Origin of the sequence: Psychrobacter sp. T6-5, from assembly GCF_052258485.2 — a bacterium.
Lineage (GTDB): Bacteria > Pseudomonadota > Gammaproteobacteria > Pseudomonadales > Moraxellaceae > Psychrobacter.
The window spans coordinates 1,077,285-1,095,142 of the sequence record NZ_JBQQEY020000001.1; the positions used below are offsets into that span (position 1 = coordinate 1,077,285).

At 43.4% G+C, this 17,858-nt stretch carries 14 protein-coding genes; 8 read left to right on the plus strand and 6 right to left on the minus strand.

The window, feature by feature from the left end:
* The first annotated feature begins 366 nt into the window (after positions 1–366).
* A complete protein-coding gene (locus ACTXGK_RS19300; protein WP_443515484.1) occupies positions 367–1,791 on the plus strand; it encodes an aspartate ammonia-lyase in 1,425 nt (474 codons plus the stop codon).
* 142 nt (positions 1,792–1,933) lie between these two features.
* Here the strand turns inward: ACTXGK_RS19300 and rluF are convergent, their stop codons facing one another.
* The 4 genes from rluF to ACTXGK_RS19320 all read right to left on the minus strand — a co-directional run bounded on the left by rluF (position 1,934) and on the right by ACTXGK_RS19320 (position 4,906).
* The gene (rluF, locus tag ACTXGK_RS19305) at positions 1,934–2,917 is read right to left on the minus strand and encodes a 23S rRNA pseudouridine(2604) synthase RluF (protein WP_443515482.1); all 984 of its coding nucleotides are present in this window, start codon (positions 2,915–2,917) and stop codon (positions 1,934–1,936) included.
* A gap of 111 nt (positions 2,918–3,028) precedes the next feature.
* Positions 3,029–3,307 carry a peptidylprolyl isomerase gene (locus ACTXGK_RS19310; protein ID WP_201602839.1) on the minus strand — a complete coding sequence of 93 codons (279 nt, stop codon included), beginning with the start codon at positions 3,305–3,307 and terminating at the stop codon, positions 3,029–3,031.
* Between the two features lie 176 nt (positions 3,308–3,483).
* Positions 3,484–4,338, minus strand: coding sequence for a patatin-like phospholipase family protein (locus ACTXGK_RS19315; protein WP_443515480.1), 855 nt, complete (start codon positions 4,336–4,338; stop codon positions 3,484–3,486).
* A gap of 136 nt (positions 4,339–4,474) precedes the next feature.
* Positions 4,475–4,906 carry an Lrp/AsnC family transcriptional regulator gene (locus ACTXGK_RS19320; RefSeq protein WP_087040231.1) on the minus strand — a complete coding sequence of 144 codons (432 nt, stop codon included), beginning with the start codon at positions 4,904–4,906 and terminating at the stop codon, positions 4,475–4,477.
* A gap of 168 nt (positions 4,907–5,074) precedes the next feature.
* On the opposite strand from ACTXGK_RS19320, the gene ocd reads away from it, so the two are divergent.
* The 7 genes from ocd to ACTXGK_RS19355 all read left to right on the plus strand — a co-directional run bounded on the left by ocd (position 5,075) and on the right by ACTXGK_RS19355 (position 14,463).
* A complete protein-coding gene (ocd, locus tag ACTXGK_RS19325) occupies positions 5,075–6,169 on the plus strand; it encodes an ornithine cyclodeaminase (RefSeq protein ID WP_443515478.1) in 1,095 nt (364 codons plus the stop codon).
* Between the two features lie 240 nt (positions 6,170–6,409).
* Positions 6,410–7,369: an arginase gene (locus ACTXGK_RS19330; protein ID WP_201510022.1), complete on the plus strand. Its 960-nt coding sequence runs from the start codon at positions 6,410–6,412 to the stop codon at positions 7,367–7,369.
* Between the two features lie 94 nt (positions 7,370–7,463).
* Positions 7,464–8,885: a YjiH family protein gene (locus ACTXGK_RS19335; RefSeq protein WP_443515475.1), complete on the plus strand. Its 1,422-nt coding sequence runs from the start codon at positions 7,464–7,466 to the stop codon at positions 8,883–8,885.
* A 518-nt stretch (positions 8,886–9,403) separates the two neighbouring features.
* Complete coding sequence (locus tag ACTXGK_RS19340; RefSeq protein ID WP_522910230.1) at positions 9,404–10,315, plus strand: NAD(P)-binding domain-containing protein; 912 nt, start codon at positions 9,404–9,406, stop codon at positions 10,313–10,315.
* Positions 10,316–11,857: an aldehyde dehydrogenase family protein gene (locus ACTXGK_RS19345; protein WP_443515474.1), complete on the plus strand. Its 1,542-nt coding sequence runs from the start codon at positions 10,316–10,318 to the stop codon at positions 11,855–11,857.
* A gap of 30 nt (positions 11,858–11,887) precedes the next feature.
* A complete protein-coding gene (locus ACTXGK_RS19350; protein WP_443515472.1) occupies positions 11,888–13,051 on the plus strand; it encodes a M20 aminoacylase family protein in 1,164 nt (387 codons plus the stop codon).
* Between the two features lie 95 nt (positions 13,052–13,146).
* A complete protein-coding gene (locus ACTXGK_RS19355) occupies positions 13,147–14,463 on the plus strand; it encodes a DUF3100 domain-containing protein (RefSeq protein ID WP_443515470.1) in 1,317 nt (438 codons plus the stop codon).
* Positions 14,464–14,668: 205 nt separating this feature from the next.
* Here the strand turns inward: ACTXGK_RS19355 and ACTXGK_RS19360 are convergent, their stop codons facing one another.
* Positions 14,669–15,574 (minus strand): LysR family transcriptional regulator, encoded by a 906-nt coding sequence (locus tag ACTXGK_RS19360; RefSeq protein WP_443515468.1) that lies wholly within the window; start codon positions 15,572–15,574, stop codon positions 14,669–14,671.
* Positions 15,575–16,028: 454 nt separating this feature from the next.
* Positions 16,029–17,678, minus strand: coding sequence for a BCCT family transporter (locus ACTXGK_RS19365; protein WP_443515466.1), 1,650 nt, complete (start codon positions 17,676–17,678; stop codon positions 16,029–16,031).
* Positions 17,679–17,858 lie beyond the last annotated feature (180 nt).

The following is a 17,858-nucleotide window of genomic DNA, read 5'->3' on the forward strand; positions in this document are numbered from 1 at the left end:
CCTAGCTTATCTCATTGAGACTAGGTGTTTGCTTATGGCACGTATAATTAGCGATTAATCCACTTTTTCAATCAGCAATCTTTCTTATAAAAATTTTCTCATAAAATCCTTCTGCCACATAAATTTTCTCCAAAAAACCTACTGTAAAAGCGCTCATTGTTTTTTTATAGAACAACCTTGTCTGTCATATTTTTTATCAAGCATCAAAATTTTTGGGGCTGAGAACGAAATATTTGCGTTTTTCTTGTGCTTAATTCTCGGTTACGATGGCGCTAATCTTTAGTAGCACTAAGACAATGCACCTAAATAATTAAGTATTGTCTGTCTACTGCTTCAACTTTCCATACTTTAAGAAGCCATAAAAATATGACACATACAGATAACCTTATCGATAATAAAGCCCAAACTCGCATTGAAAAGGACTTATTAGGGGAGCAAGCCGTTCCTGCAACAGCCTTATATGGTATTCAAACGCAGCGCGCCGCGCAAAATTTTGATATTACCGGTATGTCAATCAGTCATTTTCCTGATTTAATCAAAGCACTGGCGATGGTGAAAGCCGCCGCTGCAAAAGCCAATTATCAACACGGTCTACTCAGTGAAGAGAAGCTCAGCGCCATTACTGGCGCGTGCACTGATCTGATCAACGGCGAGCATCATGAGCAGTTTATTGTTGATCTCATCCAAGGCGGGGCGGGCACGTCAACCAATATGAATGCCAATGAAGTGATTGCTAATATTGGCTTAAAAAAGATGGGGTTTGAGTACGGTCAATATAGCCATTTACATCCTAACAATGATGTCAATCGCTCGCAGTCGACCAATGATGTCTATCCGAGCGCGGCACGTTTGGCGATGGTGTTTGCGGCAAAACCACTGCAAGAGGCTATCATCAAGCTACAAAATAGCTTAGCTATCAAAGGAAAAGAATTTAGCGGCATTCTAAAAATGGGTCGTACTCAATTGCAAGATGCAGTACCGATGACGCTGGGGCAAGAGTTCAACGCCTTCGCCAATGATCTAGGCAGTGAAACGGCTCGAATCGAACAGGCTTGTCTACAGTTATGTGAATTGAACTTGGGCGGTACGGCGATTGGTACGGGCATCAATGCGCCCAAAGGTTACGCCAGCTTAGCGATTAGTGAGCTTGCCAATATCAGTGGCCTACCGGTGACACTTGCTGAAGATTTGATCGCCGCTAGTGCCGATATGGGAGCTTTTATTACTTTCTCTAGTGTGCTCAAGCGCCTCGCCATTAAGTTATCTAAATTGAGCAACGATTTGCGCCTACTATCGAGTGGGCCGCGCACAGGTCTGGGTGAAATCAATTTACCAGCCAGACAACCTGGCTCGTCGATTATGCCGGGCAAAGTCAACCCTGTGATTCCTGAGGCCATGACCCAAGCTGCCTTTCAGGTGATGGGTACGGATATGACGATTACCATGGCGGCAGAAGCAGGGCAGTTGCAGCTCAATGCGATGGAGCCACTGATTGTGTATAACCTGCTGAACAATGCGCGTCTGTTAGAAAAATCGATTCGTATGCTCGATGAGCGCTGTATTCAGGGCATTACTGCCAATGAAGCTCGCTGCGCGCAACATGTCGAAAATAGCATTGGTATTGTGACGGCACTGGTACCACATATTGGCTACGAAAACGCCAGTCGTATCGCAGGAAATGCGTTGCTGAGTGGGTCAGGCGTGGCGGATTTGGTCAAGCAAGAGAAACTGCTTAGTGATGAGGAATTAGCGGCAATTTTATCACCTGACAGAATGGTCAGCAGCATATAGATATGTGCATATAAGCTGGATTAGAGAAAGCAAAAAAAAGGGCGGTATCTATCAACGGATATCGCCCTAATTCTTTTAAAGTGTCTTATCTTCATCGTCTTGATCAGCATGACAGCGATATGATGAAGCTAGACAATCACTATCACTTAGAACCTCGACCTTTTGAGGGGCGCCTGCCATTTGCAGCAGGTTTGCCATTGCCTCCAGCATTCTTGCCACGACCGGTAGGACGCCCATCTCTACCTTTAGAACCTGCTGGCTTTCTGGCATCATCCTTGGCGTACTTGTTACGTCCCTTTGCAGCACCCGCTGATTTTGCAGAGGGTTTTGACTTTGAGTGAGCATCAGTACGCGGTTTTTTTCGTGGTGCATTGCGCGATTTTTTGCCCGAATGATTGTCTTGAGAAGAAGATTTTTCTACCGCCTTTAGCAGGGTCGATAGCTCTGTTGGTGTCAGGTCTCGCCAGTCGCCGACAGGAAGCCCCTTAAGGCTTACATTCATAATCCGCGTACGCTCAAGCTTGACGACGTCGTAGCCAAAATGCTCACACATACGGCGGATTTGACGGTTCAAACCTTGAATGAGCGTGATGTTAAAGACGTTGGGTGCCACCTTGGTGACAGGACATTTTTTTGTCATCTTGCCCAGCATTGGCACGCCACTCGCCATACCCTCAATAAAGCTATCCGTGATTGGCTTATTTACTGTGACGAGATATTCTTTTTCGTGGTTATTGCCAGCACGCAATACTTTATTGACCAGATCGCCATTGTTGGTCAAAAAGATCAATCCTTGAGAGTCTTTGTCCAAACGCCCAATCGGGAAAATACGTACCGAATGTCTCACAAAATCGACAATGTTGTTTTTCTCAGAGCTTTCCGTGGTGCTGACAATGCCGACTGGCTTATTTAAGGCAATAAAAATAAAATCATCAGGCTCGCGTGGTTCAATCAGCTGTCCGTTGACTTTTACTACATCTCCAGCAGCCACTTGATCGCCCACCGATGCACGCTTGCCATTGATGTATACATTACCTTGTTCAACAAAGCGGTCAGCATCGCGTCTGGAACAAATCCCACTTTCGCTGATGTATTTATTGAGACGAGTCGAGGAATTGTTATACATAAAGCACCGTTTTACTTGATGAAAAGCTTTTTTGCTAAGAAAAAAACCTAAATTGAATGGTTCAGTCGTCTTGTCATTGAAGCGGCGACTTGTATTTTTACAGTCTAACGCTTACGTTCTGTAAAGCACTTTGACCACATGCCAGCCAAATTTGGTTTTTACCAAATGAGGGGTAAAAAGTTCGCCGTTGAAGCAGATTTTATCAAAAGGTCCTACCATTTGACCTTTTTCGAACTCACCTAAATGACCACCTTTTTTGCCTGATGGACAGGTTGAGTGTCGTTTGGCCAGCACATCAAATGCCGCGCCTTTTTTGAGCTTGGCAATAATATCTTCTGCCAACTCTTTTTGTTTGACTAAAATGTGCAATGCGCTAGCGGTACGAGCCATCGTATAAACCTTTCATAGAGTATCAATTATCGGGTCATTATATCATTACTTATCTTATTTTAGCTTAGTTACTAACCTTTGTGATTCAAAGGTTATCTAAGGCAAGGTTTAAGCCAATTTCTTATATTCGAAGCCCGTGTTTTTTTGATATCTCTCCTTTACTCAAAACAAAAAGGTTAAAGCTGATGCCAATCCTCAATCGCCTTGTGTCCAACTTCTAATCCCACATCATAGCTATAACGGATTTTGGCTTTATTTTTGGATAATCGGCTCGCCATGTTTTTTAAGTCGGGTGGACAAATCTCTAAAATTTTCTGTGATGATGGCGTCTGTAAAAATTGTACCGAGTCATTATAGCGTTGGGTTCGCGTCAACAAGCTTTGGGCAAAACCATGTCGTTGCTTAGTATAATATTTAGCCAACAGCTGATCGCCTTTACTGCTTGCTTTAGCATAGTTTTGCGGGCGAGTACGTATGACCATGAGCTTATCAATACTCTTTTGCCCAGCTGCCCACTGTACGGGCAAAGCATCTGCCACACCACCATCAAAATAAGGCTCACCAAATATCTCGACCGCTTGGCGAGTCAGCACTGGGATAGAGCTTGATGCCCTTAATCCATCCAAAATATTGTCGTTAGCCGCTTTGATGTAGATCGCTTCTCCTGAAATAGCATGTGTTAATACCATGTAAAACTCAGCATGATTGGCAAATAACTGTGCCTGATCCAGTGGGTATTCTTGTTCCACCATATCCCACATCCACTTTAGATCCAGCAAGTCACCGCCTCTAAGGAAACGACCATAATGGATAAATTCAGATCGAAGGGAATGATCCAAGTAAATATGCAAGGTGCGGCCTTGTTGAGCGGCCAAATAGTTAGCAACGTTAGTTGAACCTGAAGAGACGCCCACACACAGATCAAAAGGATTGAATTGTTGTTGTAAAAATGCGTCTAAGACACCGCTGCTAAATGCGCCACGCATGCCGCCGCCTTCAACCACCAGTGCTTGTCGATGTTGTTTAAGCATTGAAAACCTCGAATGACGCTCGCAAAGTATACTTACAAGTACACGAAACGAGGGGATAAAAAATGTTTATAAATATAGTCGATACTAGGGAATTACATTTTTAAGCCGTTCTAAACCTATTTCTTGGATATAGACATTATAAGCTCGATAGCAGAACACTGGTTTCACTATTCAGAATGCCGTCAATTTCTCTTACTTGACGCAGCACTTCATCAAATTCTCTCAAACTTGTCGTGTGTATCTCTGCCACCAAGTCCCACGCGCCATTGGTCGTATGTAGCTTAATCAGTTGCGGGATGCCGCGTAACTTTCTAATCACTTGTGACGTAGATTTACCTGTCACCTCGATCATCATCATCGCTTTGACCGTTTCTTTATCTAGCGCCTCATGCACTCGAATTGTAAAGCCTAAAATAGCGCCGTTATGAATCAGTCTATCCAATCTATTTTGGACAGTGGCACGCGAAACTTTGAGTTTTTTTGCAAGGATTGAGATGGTTGCGCGGCCATCTTGTCGAAGCTCAGATATCAGTTCGCTGTCTAGAGAGTCGTAAGTATAGTAAGCCATAAAAGTGCTTCCTTCATCAAGTTTTGACATTATGCTAAGTAGCATTTATCAATATGTCAAAAATACATCAATATTTAATAAATTATTGACATTTTAACTGACATTTATAGTTGGTAGGATATTGATTGTCGATTAAACAAATAATATTCATGGAAGGGAGCAACATTAATGTCTAAATTTATCGTATCGCAAAAGCAGGGTGTGCCATTTGTTAGCGTACAGGCGATGGCTGAAATGATCAGTAATCATGGTATCGAACAGACCATAAAAGAATTGGTAGATGCGTTAGAGCAAGATTATCTTCGTTGGGATCAATTTGAAAAATCCAGTCGTTTTGCTTCTCATTCCAAAGACGGCGTCATAGAGCTCATGCCTGTCAGCGATGGTGACATGTTTGCGTGTAAATATGTCAATGGCCATCCCATTAATACCAAGCGTGATTTACAGACGGTCGCAGCTTTTGGCGTGTTGTCTGATGTCGATACAGGCTATCCCATCTTGTTGACAGAAATGTGTATTTTAACCGCACTACGCACGGCGGCGACCTCGGCACTGGTTGCCAAACACTGTGCGCCTAAAAATGCTGAGACTTTGGCGCTCATTGGTAATGGTGCGCAAGGAGAGTTTCAGGCGATGGGTATGAAGGCAGTGGTTGGAATATCAAAAGTACGTTTATATGATGTCGACCCAGCTGCGTCTGAAAAAGTAGCGCATAACCTTGCCGATTCAGGCCTAGATATTATCATCTGCAAAACCGTAGAAGAAGCGGTTGAAGGGGCAGATATCATCACCACCTGTACCGCTGATAAGAAAAACGCCACCATCCTGCGTGACGATATGATCAAAAAAGGCGTCTATATCAATGCCATCGGTGGCGATTGCCCTGGCAAAACCGAGCTGGATGCCGACATTCTGCTAAGAGCCGATCATGTCATTGTAGAATTTGAACCACAAACCCGTATCGAAGGCGATATCCAACAGCTCTCTCCAGACTTTCCTGTGACAGAGTTTCACCGCATCGTAAAAGGTGAGAAAGACATACGCACCAACGACAACAACTTAGTGGTATTTGACGGTGTCGGTTTTGCCTCAGAAGACTTTACGGCTCTAGTGTTTTTGCGTGATTTGATCAAAAAACAGGACGCCTATGAGCTGCTTGATTTGATCCCTCATCAGCAAGATCCTAAAAACCTCTATTCGGTAGTGAAAGCTCACAGTAAAGATCATAGTACAGTGGCGCATGAAGCTGAGTCTATGGCGTAAGTGGGAGCTGTAGGTTTGAGCCGTTATAAAGTGTTTGATCCACTATAAAGTAAATAGGCGCTGCTGAAATAAATTTTGCGCCGCCTCTGTCTGCGAAGGCACAGCAAGCCAGAAAAATTTGTTTCAGTAGCGTGTGATACGGAATATATCTTTCTTATTTAGGACTGACTATAGCTAAGTAGTGAGAAAAAAATTAAATCTAAAAGATAAAAAATTGTTTTATTTAATGGAGACGAAATAATGAATGATCTAATGAAAAACGTGCGAATAGTAGAAGTGTATTCAGATGTCGCAGGGCATAAAAAAGGCGCGTCACTAGGAATCGATGCATTGCGCGCGTCATCAAAAGAGATGAATGCAGACTACTACGAAAAACTGCAACTTGACAGTATCAAAAATGAATATATCCATGAAGAAGAATCGCCATTTAAACATGCAAAATACGCTGATGTGATTGAGCCTGTTATCTCTAAATTGGCACACAAAATAAAAGAGATAAGAGAGGAGAATCAGTTTCCTATCGTTATCGCAGGTGATCATTCTAGCTGTGCAGGTACGATGCATGGTCTCAAAATGGCGCACCCTGATGCTGAGATCGGCGTGGTGTATATAGACGCGCATGCTGATTTTCATTCACCATACACTAGTGGATCAGGGAATATGCACGGCATGCCTTTGGCAATGGCCTGTGCAATCGATAACTTGGAATGTAAACGCAACGAGCTCTCTGATGCAGAAAAAGAATATTGGGAGCGACTAAAATTTATGGCATCGAGCGAGCCATCAATCAAGCCAGAAAACGTGGTGTTTTGTGCGGTTAGAGATTATCAAGAAGAGGAAATGGAGTTAATCAAAAGACATAAAATTCCTTTATATAGCGTCGCTGAAATAACCAAAAAAGGCATCAGCGCCACAGTAGCAGAAATCTTCAAAAAACTAGAGTATTGCGATCATATTTATGTGTCGTTTGATGTGGATAGTGTTGATCCTTTATATGTCCCAGGTACCGGTACGCCTGCCATGAATGGTCTGTCTTATGAGCAAGCCATGCAGCTCAATATAGAGCTCATTAAAAATGAAAAAGTATGTTGCTGGGAAATGGCAGAAATTAATCCCTTATATAACAATTCAAAAGATGACTCAACGAGAATATTTAAAATTTTAGAAGAGGTCACACACTCTCTTTTAAATAATTACTAGTATGAAATATCAAGAATGAGTTAAAGGGTATTTAACCTAAAAAATATTACATAAATTTTAGGTTAGTTAAAAAGGGACAAAAGGTAAAAATAATATGGACATTATTAAAGCCAGCACTGCAAATCAAGATGCTAGCGCTAGCAGTGCTAATACCAGTATCAATCTCAAACAGTTTTTAAAATTCTTTATACCCTCTATGATAGGGTTGATCGTCTTCGTATTTCCCATTCCCTATGTAGATGGTAAGTTTGTCAGCTATGCAGACGGATTTACCATTCCTATCGCTGTGTTAAAGGATTATATACAGGGTTATATGAGCGACTTTTTGCCATTGCTCGTTGTCATCTCAATTATGATTACGGTGGTTGGTAGCTTATATACCAAAATCATGAAACCTGCATTGATTTTAAAGAATGAGTTTTTGAATAACTTACTGAACGTCAAAACATCTTGGCTGATGCTTAGACTACTTGGTGCGTTTTTTGTCGTCGTGACCTATTTTCAATTTGGGTTTGAGAGCATATATTCAGACAGTATTGGTGGTCTATTATTATATGAGCTCATGCCAATATTGTTTATTGTTTTCTTTTTAGCAGGATTATTACTGCCGTTATTGCTTGATTTTGGCTTATTAGAATTTGTTGGGGTTTTATGCACCAAAGTCATGAGACCGTTGTTTGGTTTACCGGGCAGGTCCTCTGTCGATTGCTTGGCATCATGGTTAGGCGACGGCACTATTGGCGTCTTGTTGACTGATAAGCAATTACAAAGTGGATTTTATACCAAAAGAGAAGCCGCGGTGATTGCGACCAGCTTTTCAGCGGTTTCGGTTACATTCTGTCTGGTGGTGATTTCTCAAGTTAAGCTAGAAAGTTACTTTATCAATATGATTGGCGTGGTTGCGTTATGTGGCATCGTTTGTGCGCTCATCGTACCAAAGTTATTCCCGTTGTCTAAAATTGAAGATACGTATATCACAAAGAACGATGAGGTGGATTGCGAAGCGATTCCCGAAGGAAAAACGCTATTCAACTATGGCTTACACAAAGCCGTTCAAAAAGCAGACAAGAGCCCCAGTTTTTTGACTTTTTTAAACGATGGGTTAAAAAATATCTTGGACATGTGGATAGGAATACTACCTATCGTCATGGCAATCGGGACGTTAGGCTTGATTGTTGCAGAAAAAACGCCCGTGTTTGATTATTTAGGTATGCCATTTATTCCATTCTTAGAGCTATTGAATATCCCATTTGCCGCAGAAATGTCAAAAACGATCATGGTGGGTTTTGCAGATATGTTCCTACCGGCTATTATCGGCTCTTCGATAGAATCAGAGTTAACGCGATTTGTCATTGCTTGCTTATCAGTCTCTCAATTGATCTATATGTCGGAAGTCGGCGGATTGATTTTAGGAACAAAAATCCCCGTTAGTTTCTTTCAGTTGTTAGTCATTTTCCTATTAAGAACGGTTATCTCATTACCGATTATTGCGTTATGTGCTCATATGATTTTTTAATAAGATTAACGTTTAATTATTTTTGAACAAAGAATAAACGAGCATTACAACTTATTCCAATAGCGAAAACCACTTATCAGGATGGCTTTTCGCTACCGTTCTCAAGTCATAAGCATAAAGCAGCCCCAATCTTAGGATTGGGGCTTTTTGAATTTGGCAAATGTAGTAGCCTCATACTGTTCAAGGCTTATCATTGCCAATTAACGGGCTGACTAGGGCGGCCGACATAGTAGTTCTTTGATGCTTGTCCTTAGCTTCAATATTCATTCAAGTGATCTTATCCATACAAAATCCCGCCCGTCAAAACGGCAAGGACGGTATCATTAAAGCCAAGCCATCAATCTGTATAACCCTTATAGACCTGTCGTAGCTACCTTAATAACGTCTCAGCAGTTCTCATAAATAACTAAATAAAGCGAATAGGCGACCCTCTCATTGCTCACGTTGGTGTTGCCTTTTTTAGAACACAAAATGTTATTCATTATAGTTCTACTTAATGGCTGATTGGTTACAATAAAATTGACAGAAAATATAAGACTAAAGGAATAGATATGACTAAAGGAACGATAGGTATCGTTGGGTTGGGCCGTATGGGTAACGGTATGGCTCAGTCTTTACTTCGTGAGGGTTTTAATGTGTTCGGCACGGACATAGGAGAAACCCAACGCCAAGCTGCCAAGGAAATCGGTGTAAATGTCGTTACAGATATCAAAGCGCTATGTGCAGAATCTAGCGTCATCATTCTATCTTTGCCAATGGCAAAGCATGTCCAAGCAGTGATTAAAGGCAAAGACGGCATTATCGACCATGCTCAGCCCAACACCCTTATCATTGACACCTCCACCTCAGAACCAGAAGTAACGCGAGCACTGTCGGCAGAGCTAGATCAATTGGGCAATCAATTATTAGACTGCCCTGTTAGTGGCGGTCCGGCGGGTGCTGAGGCCGGTACTATGGTTATGCTTGTTGGCGGTGAAAGTAGCGCCCTTGAACGTGCCCAGTTATATCTGGATGCCTTAAGCTCAAAAGTGGTCTACATGGGCAAGTCTGGCAATGGCCATGCCGCCAAACTCATCAATAATCTTCTGTGTGCTGCACATCTCGTGACCACTGCCGAAGCAGTCTCTTTGGGTACTAAGGCAGGACTGAATCCTGCAGACCTTATTGCTGGTTTGAATGCAGGTTCAGGTCGTAGTGCGATTAGTGAAGTGAATTTCCCTCGCTGGATTCTCAATCAAAGTTTTGATTCTGGTTTTACGATGGCGCTGATGCGTAAAGACGTGCGTCTGGCAAAAAACATGATCGGAGAGATGGGGCTAGCGCTGCCTGTGGCGCAGCAGGTAGCCGAGATTTGGGCGCAGAGTGAAGCAAACATACCTGATCAAGATGACTTTAACTGCATTGTAAAAAATGCTGGCTTGGGAGAATAGATGATGAGCTTTAACGTAGAAAAAAATGGTGAGCAGCAAGTTGAAGCACTTCTTCATGAGCTATTAGGTACTTCTAAATTTGGTAGCTGGATTGATGGAGAATTGGTTGCAGGTCATGGAGACAATATTGATCTGACTAACCCAGCAACTGGTCAGGTGTTTTTAACCTATCGTGATGCGGGAAAAGATATTGTTGCTGACGCCGCCGCTGCTGCCATAAAAGCTCAAAAAGTATGGTGGTCAATGACGGCCAGTGCTAGAGGTCAGCTAATGTGGACGTGCAGTATGAAAATACGCGAAGCCGCAGAATCGCTGGCACGCCTAGAGTGTATCTCTGCCGGTAAGCCTATTCGTGATTGCCGAGTTGAGGTAGCAAAAGTTGCCGAGATGTTTGAATACTATGCTGGCTGGTGTGACAAGATTATGGGACAAGTTATCCCTGTACCAACCACTCACTTAAATTACACTCGTCATGAGCCGTATGGTGTCGTTACTCAAATCACTCCTTGGAACGCACCCATATTTACCGGAGGTTGGCAAATCGCACCTGCCATCTGTGCAGGAAATGCCATCTTACTCAAGCCGTCTGAGTTAACGCCGCTAAGCACAACGGCACTCGTTAAAATCCTTGAGCAAGCAGGTATACCGCGTGGTTTGGTCAATGTCATTAATGGATTGGGACACACCACGGCATCTGCTGCGATTGCGCATCCAGCCACCAAAAAAGTGGTTTTTGTTGGCTCACCAAAGACGGGCGCGCTCATTGCGTCGGCATCTGCGCAACGTGTCATTCCTTGTGTACTGGAGCTGGGTGGAAAATCAGCCAATATCATTTATCCAGATGCCGATCTTGATCGGGCGGTAGTGGGGGCGCAAGCTGCCGTGTTTTCTGCGGCTGGACAGAGCTGTGTATCGGGTTCGCGGTTATTGGTTCACCGTGATGTTTATCAAGAAGTCGTGGAGCGTGTGGCCTCAGCAGCCGGTAAGTTACCTGTGGGTTTACCTTGGAATGAAGGCACGATGGTGGGACCGATTAATAATCAAAAACAGTTCAACCACGTACGCTCATTAGTGTCGGACGGTATTGCTGAAGGGGCAGTTGTTGCCGCAGGTGGCAAGGCAGGCGAAATTTGTGGCGGCGAAAATGGTTACTTTTATCAGCCAACTGTTTTAGCCAATGTAAAAAATGACATGCGAGTCGCACAAGAAGAGATTTTTGGACCTGTGGTTTCTGTCATTTCATTCGATAAAGAAGAAGAAGCGGTCGCGATAGCAAACGACAGTCGGTTTGGTTTAGCGGGCGCGGTTTGGACGGCTGATGTCGGCCGCGCGCATCGGATGGCCGCTCAAGTAAATGCGGGGACATTTTGGGTAAATAGCTATAAATCAATCAACGTCATGTCGCCATTTGGTGGTTTTGGGGAGAGCGGCTATGGTCGATCGAGTGGCTACGAAGGACTACTCGAATATACACAGACCAAAAGTGTCTGGGTCGAAACAGCAAAAGACTCTGCTATCCAGTTTGGTTACTCAATCCAGTAGTCATTCCGTCTATATCAAAGGAGAACATACATGTTAATTAACGAAACCCTACTGGGTGAAGTAAAGCAGTGGCGTCAGCAGATTCATAGTCAACCAGAGCTTGGTTTTAAAGAATTCAAGACCTCATCATTTATTGTTGATAAGTTAAAATCCTTTGGAATTGAAGTACATCAAGGGTTGGGTGGCACGGGCGTTGTCGGTGTTCTAAAGAACGGCTCAGGCCCGACTATCGGCATACGAGCGGATATCGATGCGCTACCAATAAAAGAGCAAAACGATATTGCGCATAAATCCACTCACGAAAACTGCATGCATGCTTGTGGTCATGATGGTCACACGTCCGTTCTACTCGGTACAGCAAAGCATCTGAGCCAAAATAAAAATTTTAGCGGCACCATTTATTTTATCTTTCAACCTGCTGAAGAAGTCTTAGGCGGTGCCAAGGCGATGATTGACGATGGATTGTTTGATAAGTTCCCTATGGACGCCGTCTATGGGTTACATAATTGGCCAGGCCTACCTGTTGGACAGATTGCGGTCAATAACGGTCCGATGATGGCGTCGTTTGATACCTTTGAGATTACTTTGACGGGTAAAGGCACTCATGCAGCGATGCCGCACTTGGGCGCTGATCCTATAGCAGCAGGCGCGGCATTGATTACTAATATTCAATCTATCGTCTCTCGTCGAATATCGCCACTCAAATCAGGTGTCATTAGCGTCACGCAGATGAACAGTGGTGACACGACCAACGTCATCCCTGATTACGCTATTTTAAAAGGAACCGTTCGTAGCTTTGATATGGATGTACGCCAGTCCATGCAAGACATGCTGACAGAAATGGTTGCTGTACTACCGCCTTTATATGGGGTCACAGGCGAGATGGATTACCATATTCGCTATCCAGTCACCACTAATGATAGTCAAGCCTATCTTGAAATCAAAGAAGCTGCTACTGAAGCGTTAGGTGCTGATAAGGTAAATACGGATGTAGAGCCGTCCATGGCTTCTGAGGATTTTTCATTCATGAGTCAATTCGTCAAAGGGGCTTATTTTTGGTTAGGCGTTGATGGTAATAGCCCCTCCAAACCATTACACAATGCAGCTTATGATTTTAATGACGATGCTATCGAGACCGGTATCAAAGTATGGGTGTCTTTAGTAGAGTCTCAACTACCAAAAATGTCTGCATAAACTGAGTCTGCATAAACTAATAAGTAGTCACAACACGTAGAAGTCGTTAAGTAGAAACCGTTATGTAGAAACTATAAATTGCAAAGGGAGTTGCTATGAATAATACCAGTGTGCTACCAAGTACAATGACCAAGTACTTATTTGATTGGAAGCTACATTTATTAGTGATCGTTGCATCACTACTTGCAGAATGGATCGGGATTATTAAGATTCCCATTGGTATTGGCACGCTAGTCTTACTGCCTTTACTCTATGCATTTATATTTACGCTACTGTTAAACCCCAACGTCATACCGTCAATGACCGCGGTTATTTCAAGAGACCGCGCAAAATTTGCAAGCTATGCGGTCCTGTTAAGTATCATGCCTTTTATTGCAAAGTTTGGTGTTGGTGTCGGTCCTAAAATAGAAGAAATAATAGCCGCAGGCCCCGCCCTTTTACTACAAGAATTGGGCAATATAACGACTGCGCTTATTGCTTTACCTGTGGCTGTATTGGTGTTTGGTATGGGTAGAGAGGCTATTGGTGCCACGCACTCAATTGCTCGTGAACCGAATATTGCCCTCATTGCTGATAAATACGGGCTCCAGAGTCCTGAAGGTATCGGCGTCATGGGTGTATACGTGATGGGTACGTTGTTTGGTGCCATCTATTTTTCACTGATGGCGGGTATTATTGCTTCTATGGGTATCATGGATATCCGTGCATTGGCGATGGCTTGCGGTATTGGTAGTGGCAGTATGATGGGCGCTTGTTCAGCAGCGCTCGCGGAAACTGTGCCTGCAAAAGCGGAGACTATTACCGCCTTCGCAGCGACCTCCAACCTTTTGACTTACGCGACAGGGCTATTTGTCAGTTTATTTATTGCACTGCCATTCACAGAGTTTTTATATAAAGTCACGAGCAAGTTTAAGAAGAAAAATGACACTACTGCTGCGGCGCAAACAGATCCTGATCTAAAAATACCAGAGCAATCTATTTTGTCAGTCAAGCAGTCTTTAGCTCTGTTGGCGGTTATCTGTATCGTGCTATTACTCAGTAATTGGGTAGGACAAGGTGTTGATCCCATCTCTGCGCTACCTGCCATGTTGATTCTATTCGGGTGCTGTATCGTTGGCGTCTTATTAAAGGAAATCATTCCGGTCAATGTCCCCGCTATTGCTTGGATATCTATTGTGGCTATTTTGATATCTCTGCCACAGTTTCCAATGAGCGAGTACGTTTTAGTAGAAACAGATAAGTTAGGCGTGTTGCAACTTATTACTCCTGTCCTTGCCTATGCTGGGTTTGCAATCTCTCAGATGGAAGTGAATTTGTTCAAAAAATCTGGATTTAAAATCGCAGTGGTTGCCTTGCTCACCTTTACAGGCACTTTCTTAGGTTCTGCCATAGTGGCTCAAGCCTTGCTGTAAAGGGCGTGTTTTGGCACTAGCCATAGCACTGAAAAATCGTCTATGCTCGGCCTGATGGGAAGGTGTAGTTGAAAAACAATAAAAGCGCTATGTTACTGCTCATATTAATTTTTGCAGCCTCTGTCTGCGCAGGCACAGCGCGCCAGAAAATTGATATGAGCAGTGCATGATGTATTGATATTGCTTTTCACTGACTATAGCCTGCTTATAAGTCTTTCATCCATAACTTTAGATGCTGTAGCAATTCATGCGGACCTTGGGAGAGATGACGACCGAGCCGCGTAATCAGGTGCGCTTCACCGCTTGCCAGTAGCGTATTGTCTATAGGAATTGCGATCAGGTATCCGTCCTCGACTTCTTTGGACACGACAAAATACGGTAGAAAAGTAAACCCCATATTTGAGCGAGCAAAATTCTTTAGTACATTGAATGAGTCGGTGGTTAGGGTAGGGTTAAAACGAATCTTTTGTTGAAATTCAGCCATTGCTACTAACTGGCGTACGCCAAAACGACTCTCAGCCAGTCCGACTGGATATTCTAAAAGCGCTTCCAATTGCATCGGTGTATTTCGATTGGCTAATGGATGGTCGGGCGAAACAATCACATACATTGGCTGACCACTGACAACCTGTGAGCGGATGCGCGGATGACTGCTAGAATGGAATACTAGCCCAATATGCGCTTCGTCCTCCTCAACCTGACGAATCACTTCGTTTGATCCACCCGTACTGATTGATAATGTGAGTGCTGGATATAGACGGGAAAATTCAGACAATGGGCCAAGCATCAAATCCCCAATAAAGCCATCGCCCACGGCTAGCTTTATATGACCTCGCTGTAGTCCCAGCACCGCCTGTAATTTTGAAACACAAGCCTCTTCAGCAGAGAGGGATTCTCGATAAAACTGTAAGAGAATACTACCAGATTCTGTCGGCGTTACCCCTTTACGGTGCCGCTCAATAAGCGTGCATGCCAATTCTTCTTCTAACAGAGATATTTGTCGGCTGACGGCCGAGGGAGCAATATTGAGCTTATCTGCAGCAGCCCGTATCGTCCCCATCGTTACAGCTTCATAAAGATAGGATAACCGCTTTCCATTAATCTCTGCCATTGCTTCCTCTTACGCTCTTCTTAGTTTCATTTCAGTGTCATTAAATAAGTGTAGCACTTTGACTCAGGCATGGAATAATGAGAGTCAGTGGTGGCATACTGTTTAATCGGACCAGCAAAAGTGCCCGTGGTGTACAAAAAAGTATACCTTAATAAAAATAAACAGTAACCCGTGCTTTTTAAAACCATAGTCTTCTAAGCTAGTATTTACGGATTAGGCAGCAGAGGCCATTCCGCTACAGCCCATATTTTATAGACAAAAAAATCCCCAATCGTGAGATTGGGGCTTTTTTTGTCTGGTAAGCATAAGCAGGCTTTAGCCGCTGATATTGAGTTGTCTAAGGTAAATATACTAATCTAAAGACTTAATAACAGAACAAGCAAACGGTTGAAATTCAAAACATCTACTTAAGTACTCTATAAGGTAACTTAGCCTTGTATTTAGTGTTTCAATCTCAACTCTTTTCCTCCACTACCTCTACCGTATCGACTTCAGGATGAGTGGTGTCATAGAGAACAGCTTTGATAAGGGCTATTCCCATGAGTACCATGACGAAACTGAAAGGCAGTGCACCAATCACCATTGCCGTTTTGATTGCGCCCAAGCCACCACTGATCAGTAGTACACCAACAACCAATGCTAATATAACACCCCAAAAGATAATGTGTGGACGACCTTTTGGACCTTCATTACCACCTGAATTGATGGTGTTGATAACCAAAATGGCCGAATCTAGCGTGGTGACTAAGTAAGTCAATAGTAAGACCAGAACTAAAATAGCCATTGCCCAAGCTGCATTAGGAGATAGCATCACATCAAGCATCGCAAGCAACTGAGACTCTTGACCGACGCTTGAGATAGCATCAGTACCACCTAATGTTAAATCGATTGCGGTACCGCCCACTACTGAGAACCAAATAAAACACATCAGTGCAGGTAGGATGACCGTACCGAATAGATAAACACGAATGCTACGACCACGTGAAATACGGGCAAAGAATACCCCGACGAAAGGACCAAAAGCGATCCACCACGCCCAATAGAACACAGACCAATCTTTTTGCCATGTGGACAACGTATCACCGACAGTCGTACCATCTGGTTGCCAAATCGTTGTTAATAGGGCAGGAAGTGCAACCACATAGTCGAACAAACCTAAGAAGAAAGATTGCAAACCAAAGAATGTCGAACCAAAGATTAAGAAAAAGGTAAACAGAATAAAGCTGAGCCACATGTTGAGATTAGACAGCCATTTGACCCCTTTACCAAGCCCTGACAATGCAGAGACGGTAGCGACCCCAACGATTACAATCAATGCAACGATAATGGCGGCCGCGGATGATTTGCCTTCAGCGTTGAGGAGCCAGTCGCCCATGCCAACACGGTACATGCTAGAAACAAACTGCTCAACACCAAACCCTAGTGTTTGTGCGACGCCCAAAAGCGTTGCAATGACAGCGACAATGTCAATGGCATCACCAAGCCTACCAGACAGTTTTTTGCCAAAGATTGGCGCAAGCCCTGAGCGAATGGTAAGGGGTAGTTTACGGCGGAAAGAGAAATAGGCCATCGAAAGACCGACTAAAGAATAGCAAATCCATGCGCTAAATCCCCAATGGAGAAAGGCCCATTTATACGCGTATCGCACGTTATCAGCACCATAGCCTGTTGCCATACCTTGAATAACTTCAGGGTTATTACCAAAGTGATACATTGGCTCTGCGGTGGCAAAGGTCAGCATGCCCACACCGATACCAGCACCAAAAATCATCGCAAACCATGAGAAATTAGAAAACTCAGGTTTGTCCCCTTTGTCTCCTAAGACAAGCTTGCCATAACGCGGAATGAAGGCTAGGAACATGGCAACAAGTAAGAAAAAGGTCACCGATAAGATATACCATGTCGAGAAGTTACTGAGCAAGAAACTGTTGATAGTGCCTAGTATGGCAAGCGAGCTTTCAGGGAAAATGACTGCCCAGAGAATGAGCAGACCCAGTAAAATTTTTGCGGTGATCGTAACGTCTTTATTAAACCCTTCATAAAAGCCTTTTGTGGCGACTTTAATGGGTAATTTAGTTAAAGGTTTTCTGCGGTTAAATTTCATATCTAATCCTTTAGATAGTATGCTTCTCGTTGAAATGAGTTTTAGGTTCCGCAATCCTTCCGGTCGCCTAATCCATATCACTCAAAGAAGGTCATTGTTTGGCCTATGCACAAACCCAACAGGGCTAAACGCGGCATCAAACAATGACACTTCCTGATTTAAATGGTTCATTAAATTTGA

What these genes read in the sequence shown, in the direction of transcription:
- ACTXGK_RS19300 (WP_443515484.1), top strand. Translation starts at nt 367, where the DNA reads ATGACACATACAGATAACCTTATCGATAATAAAGCCCAAACTCGCATT.
- rluF (WP_443515482.1), bottom strand. Translation starts at nt 2,917, where the DNA reads ATGTATAACAATTCCTCGACTCGTCTCAATAAATACATCAGCGAAAGT.
- ACTXGK_RS19310 (WP_201602839.1), bottom strand. Translation starts at nt 3,307, where the DNA reads ATGGCTCGTACCGCTAGCGCATTGCACATTTTAGTCAAACAAAAAGAG.
- ACTXGK_RS19315 (WP_443515480.1), bottom strand. Translation starts at nt 4,338, where the DNA reads ATGCTTAAACAACATCGACAAGCACTGGTGGTTGAAGGCGGCGGCATG.
- ACTXGK_RS19320 (WP_087040231.1), bottom strand. Translation starts at nt 4,906, where the DNA reads ATGGCTTACTATACTTACGACTCTCTAGACAGCGAACTGATATCTGAG.
- ocd (WP_443515478.1), top strand. Translation starts at nt 5,075, where the DNA reads ATGTCTAAATTTATCGTATCGCAAAAGCAGGGTGTGCCATTTGTTAGC.
- ACTXGK_RS19330 (WP_201510022.1), top strand. Translation starts at nt 6,410, where the DNA reads ATGAATGATCTAATGAAAAACGTGCGAATAGTAGAAGTGTATTCAGAT.
- ACTXGK_RS19335 (WP_443515475.1), top strand. Translation starts at nt 7,464, where the DNA reads ATGGACATTATTAAAGCCAGCACTGCAAATCAAGATGCTAGCGCTAGC.
- ACTXGK_RS19345 (WP_443515474.1), top strand. Translation starts at nt 10,316, where the DNA reads ATGATGAGCTTTAACGTAGAAAAAAATGGTGAGCAGCAAGTTGAAGCA.
- ACTXGK_RS19350 (WP_443515472.1), top strand. Translation starts at nt 11,888, where the DNA reads ATGTTAATTAACGAAACCCTACTGGGTGAAGTAAAGCAGTGGCGTCAG.
- ACTXGK_RS19355 (WP_443515470.1), top strand. Translation starts at nt 13,147, where the DNA reads ATGAATAATACCAGTGTGCTACCAAGTACAATGACCAAGTACTTATTT.
- ACTXGK_RS19360 (WP_443515468.1), bottom strand. Translation starts at nt 15,574, where the DNA reads ATGGCAGAGATTAATGGAAAGCGGTTATCCTATCTTTATGAAGCTGTA.
- ACTXGK_RS19365 (WP_443515466.1), bottom strand. Translation starts at nt 17,678, where the DNA reads ATGAAATTTAACCGCAGAAAACCTTTAACTAAATTACCCATTAAAGTC.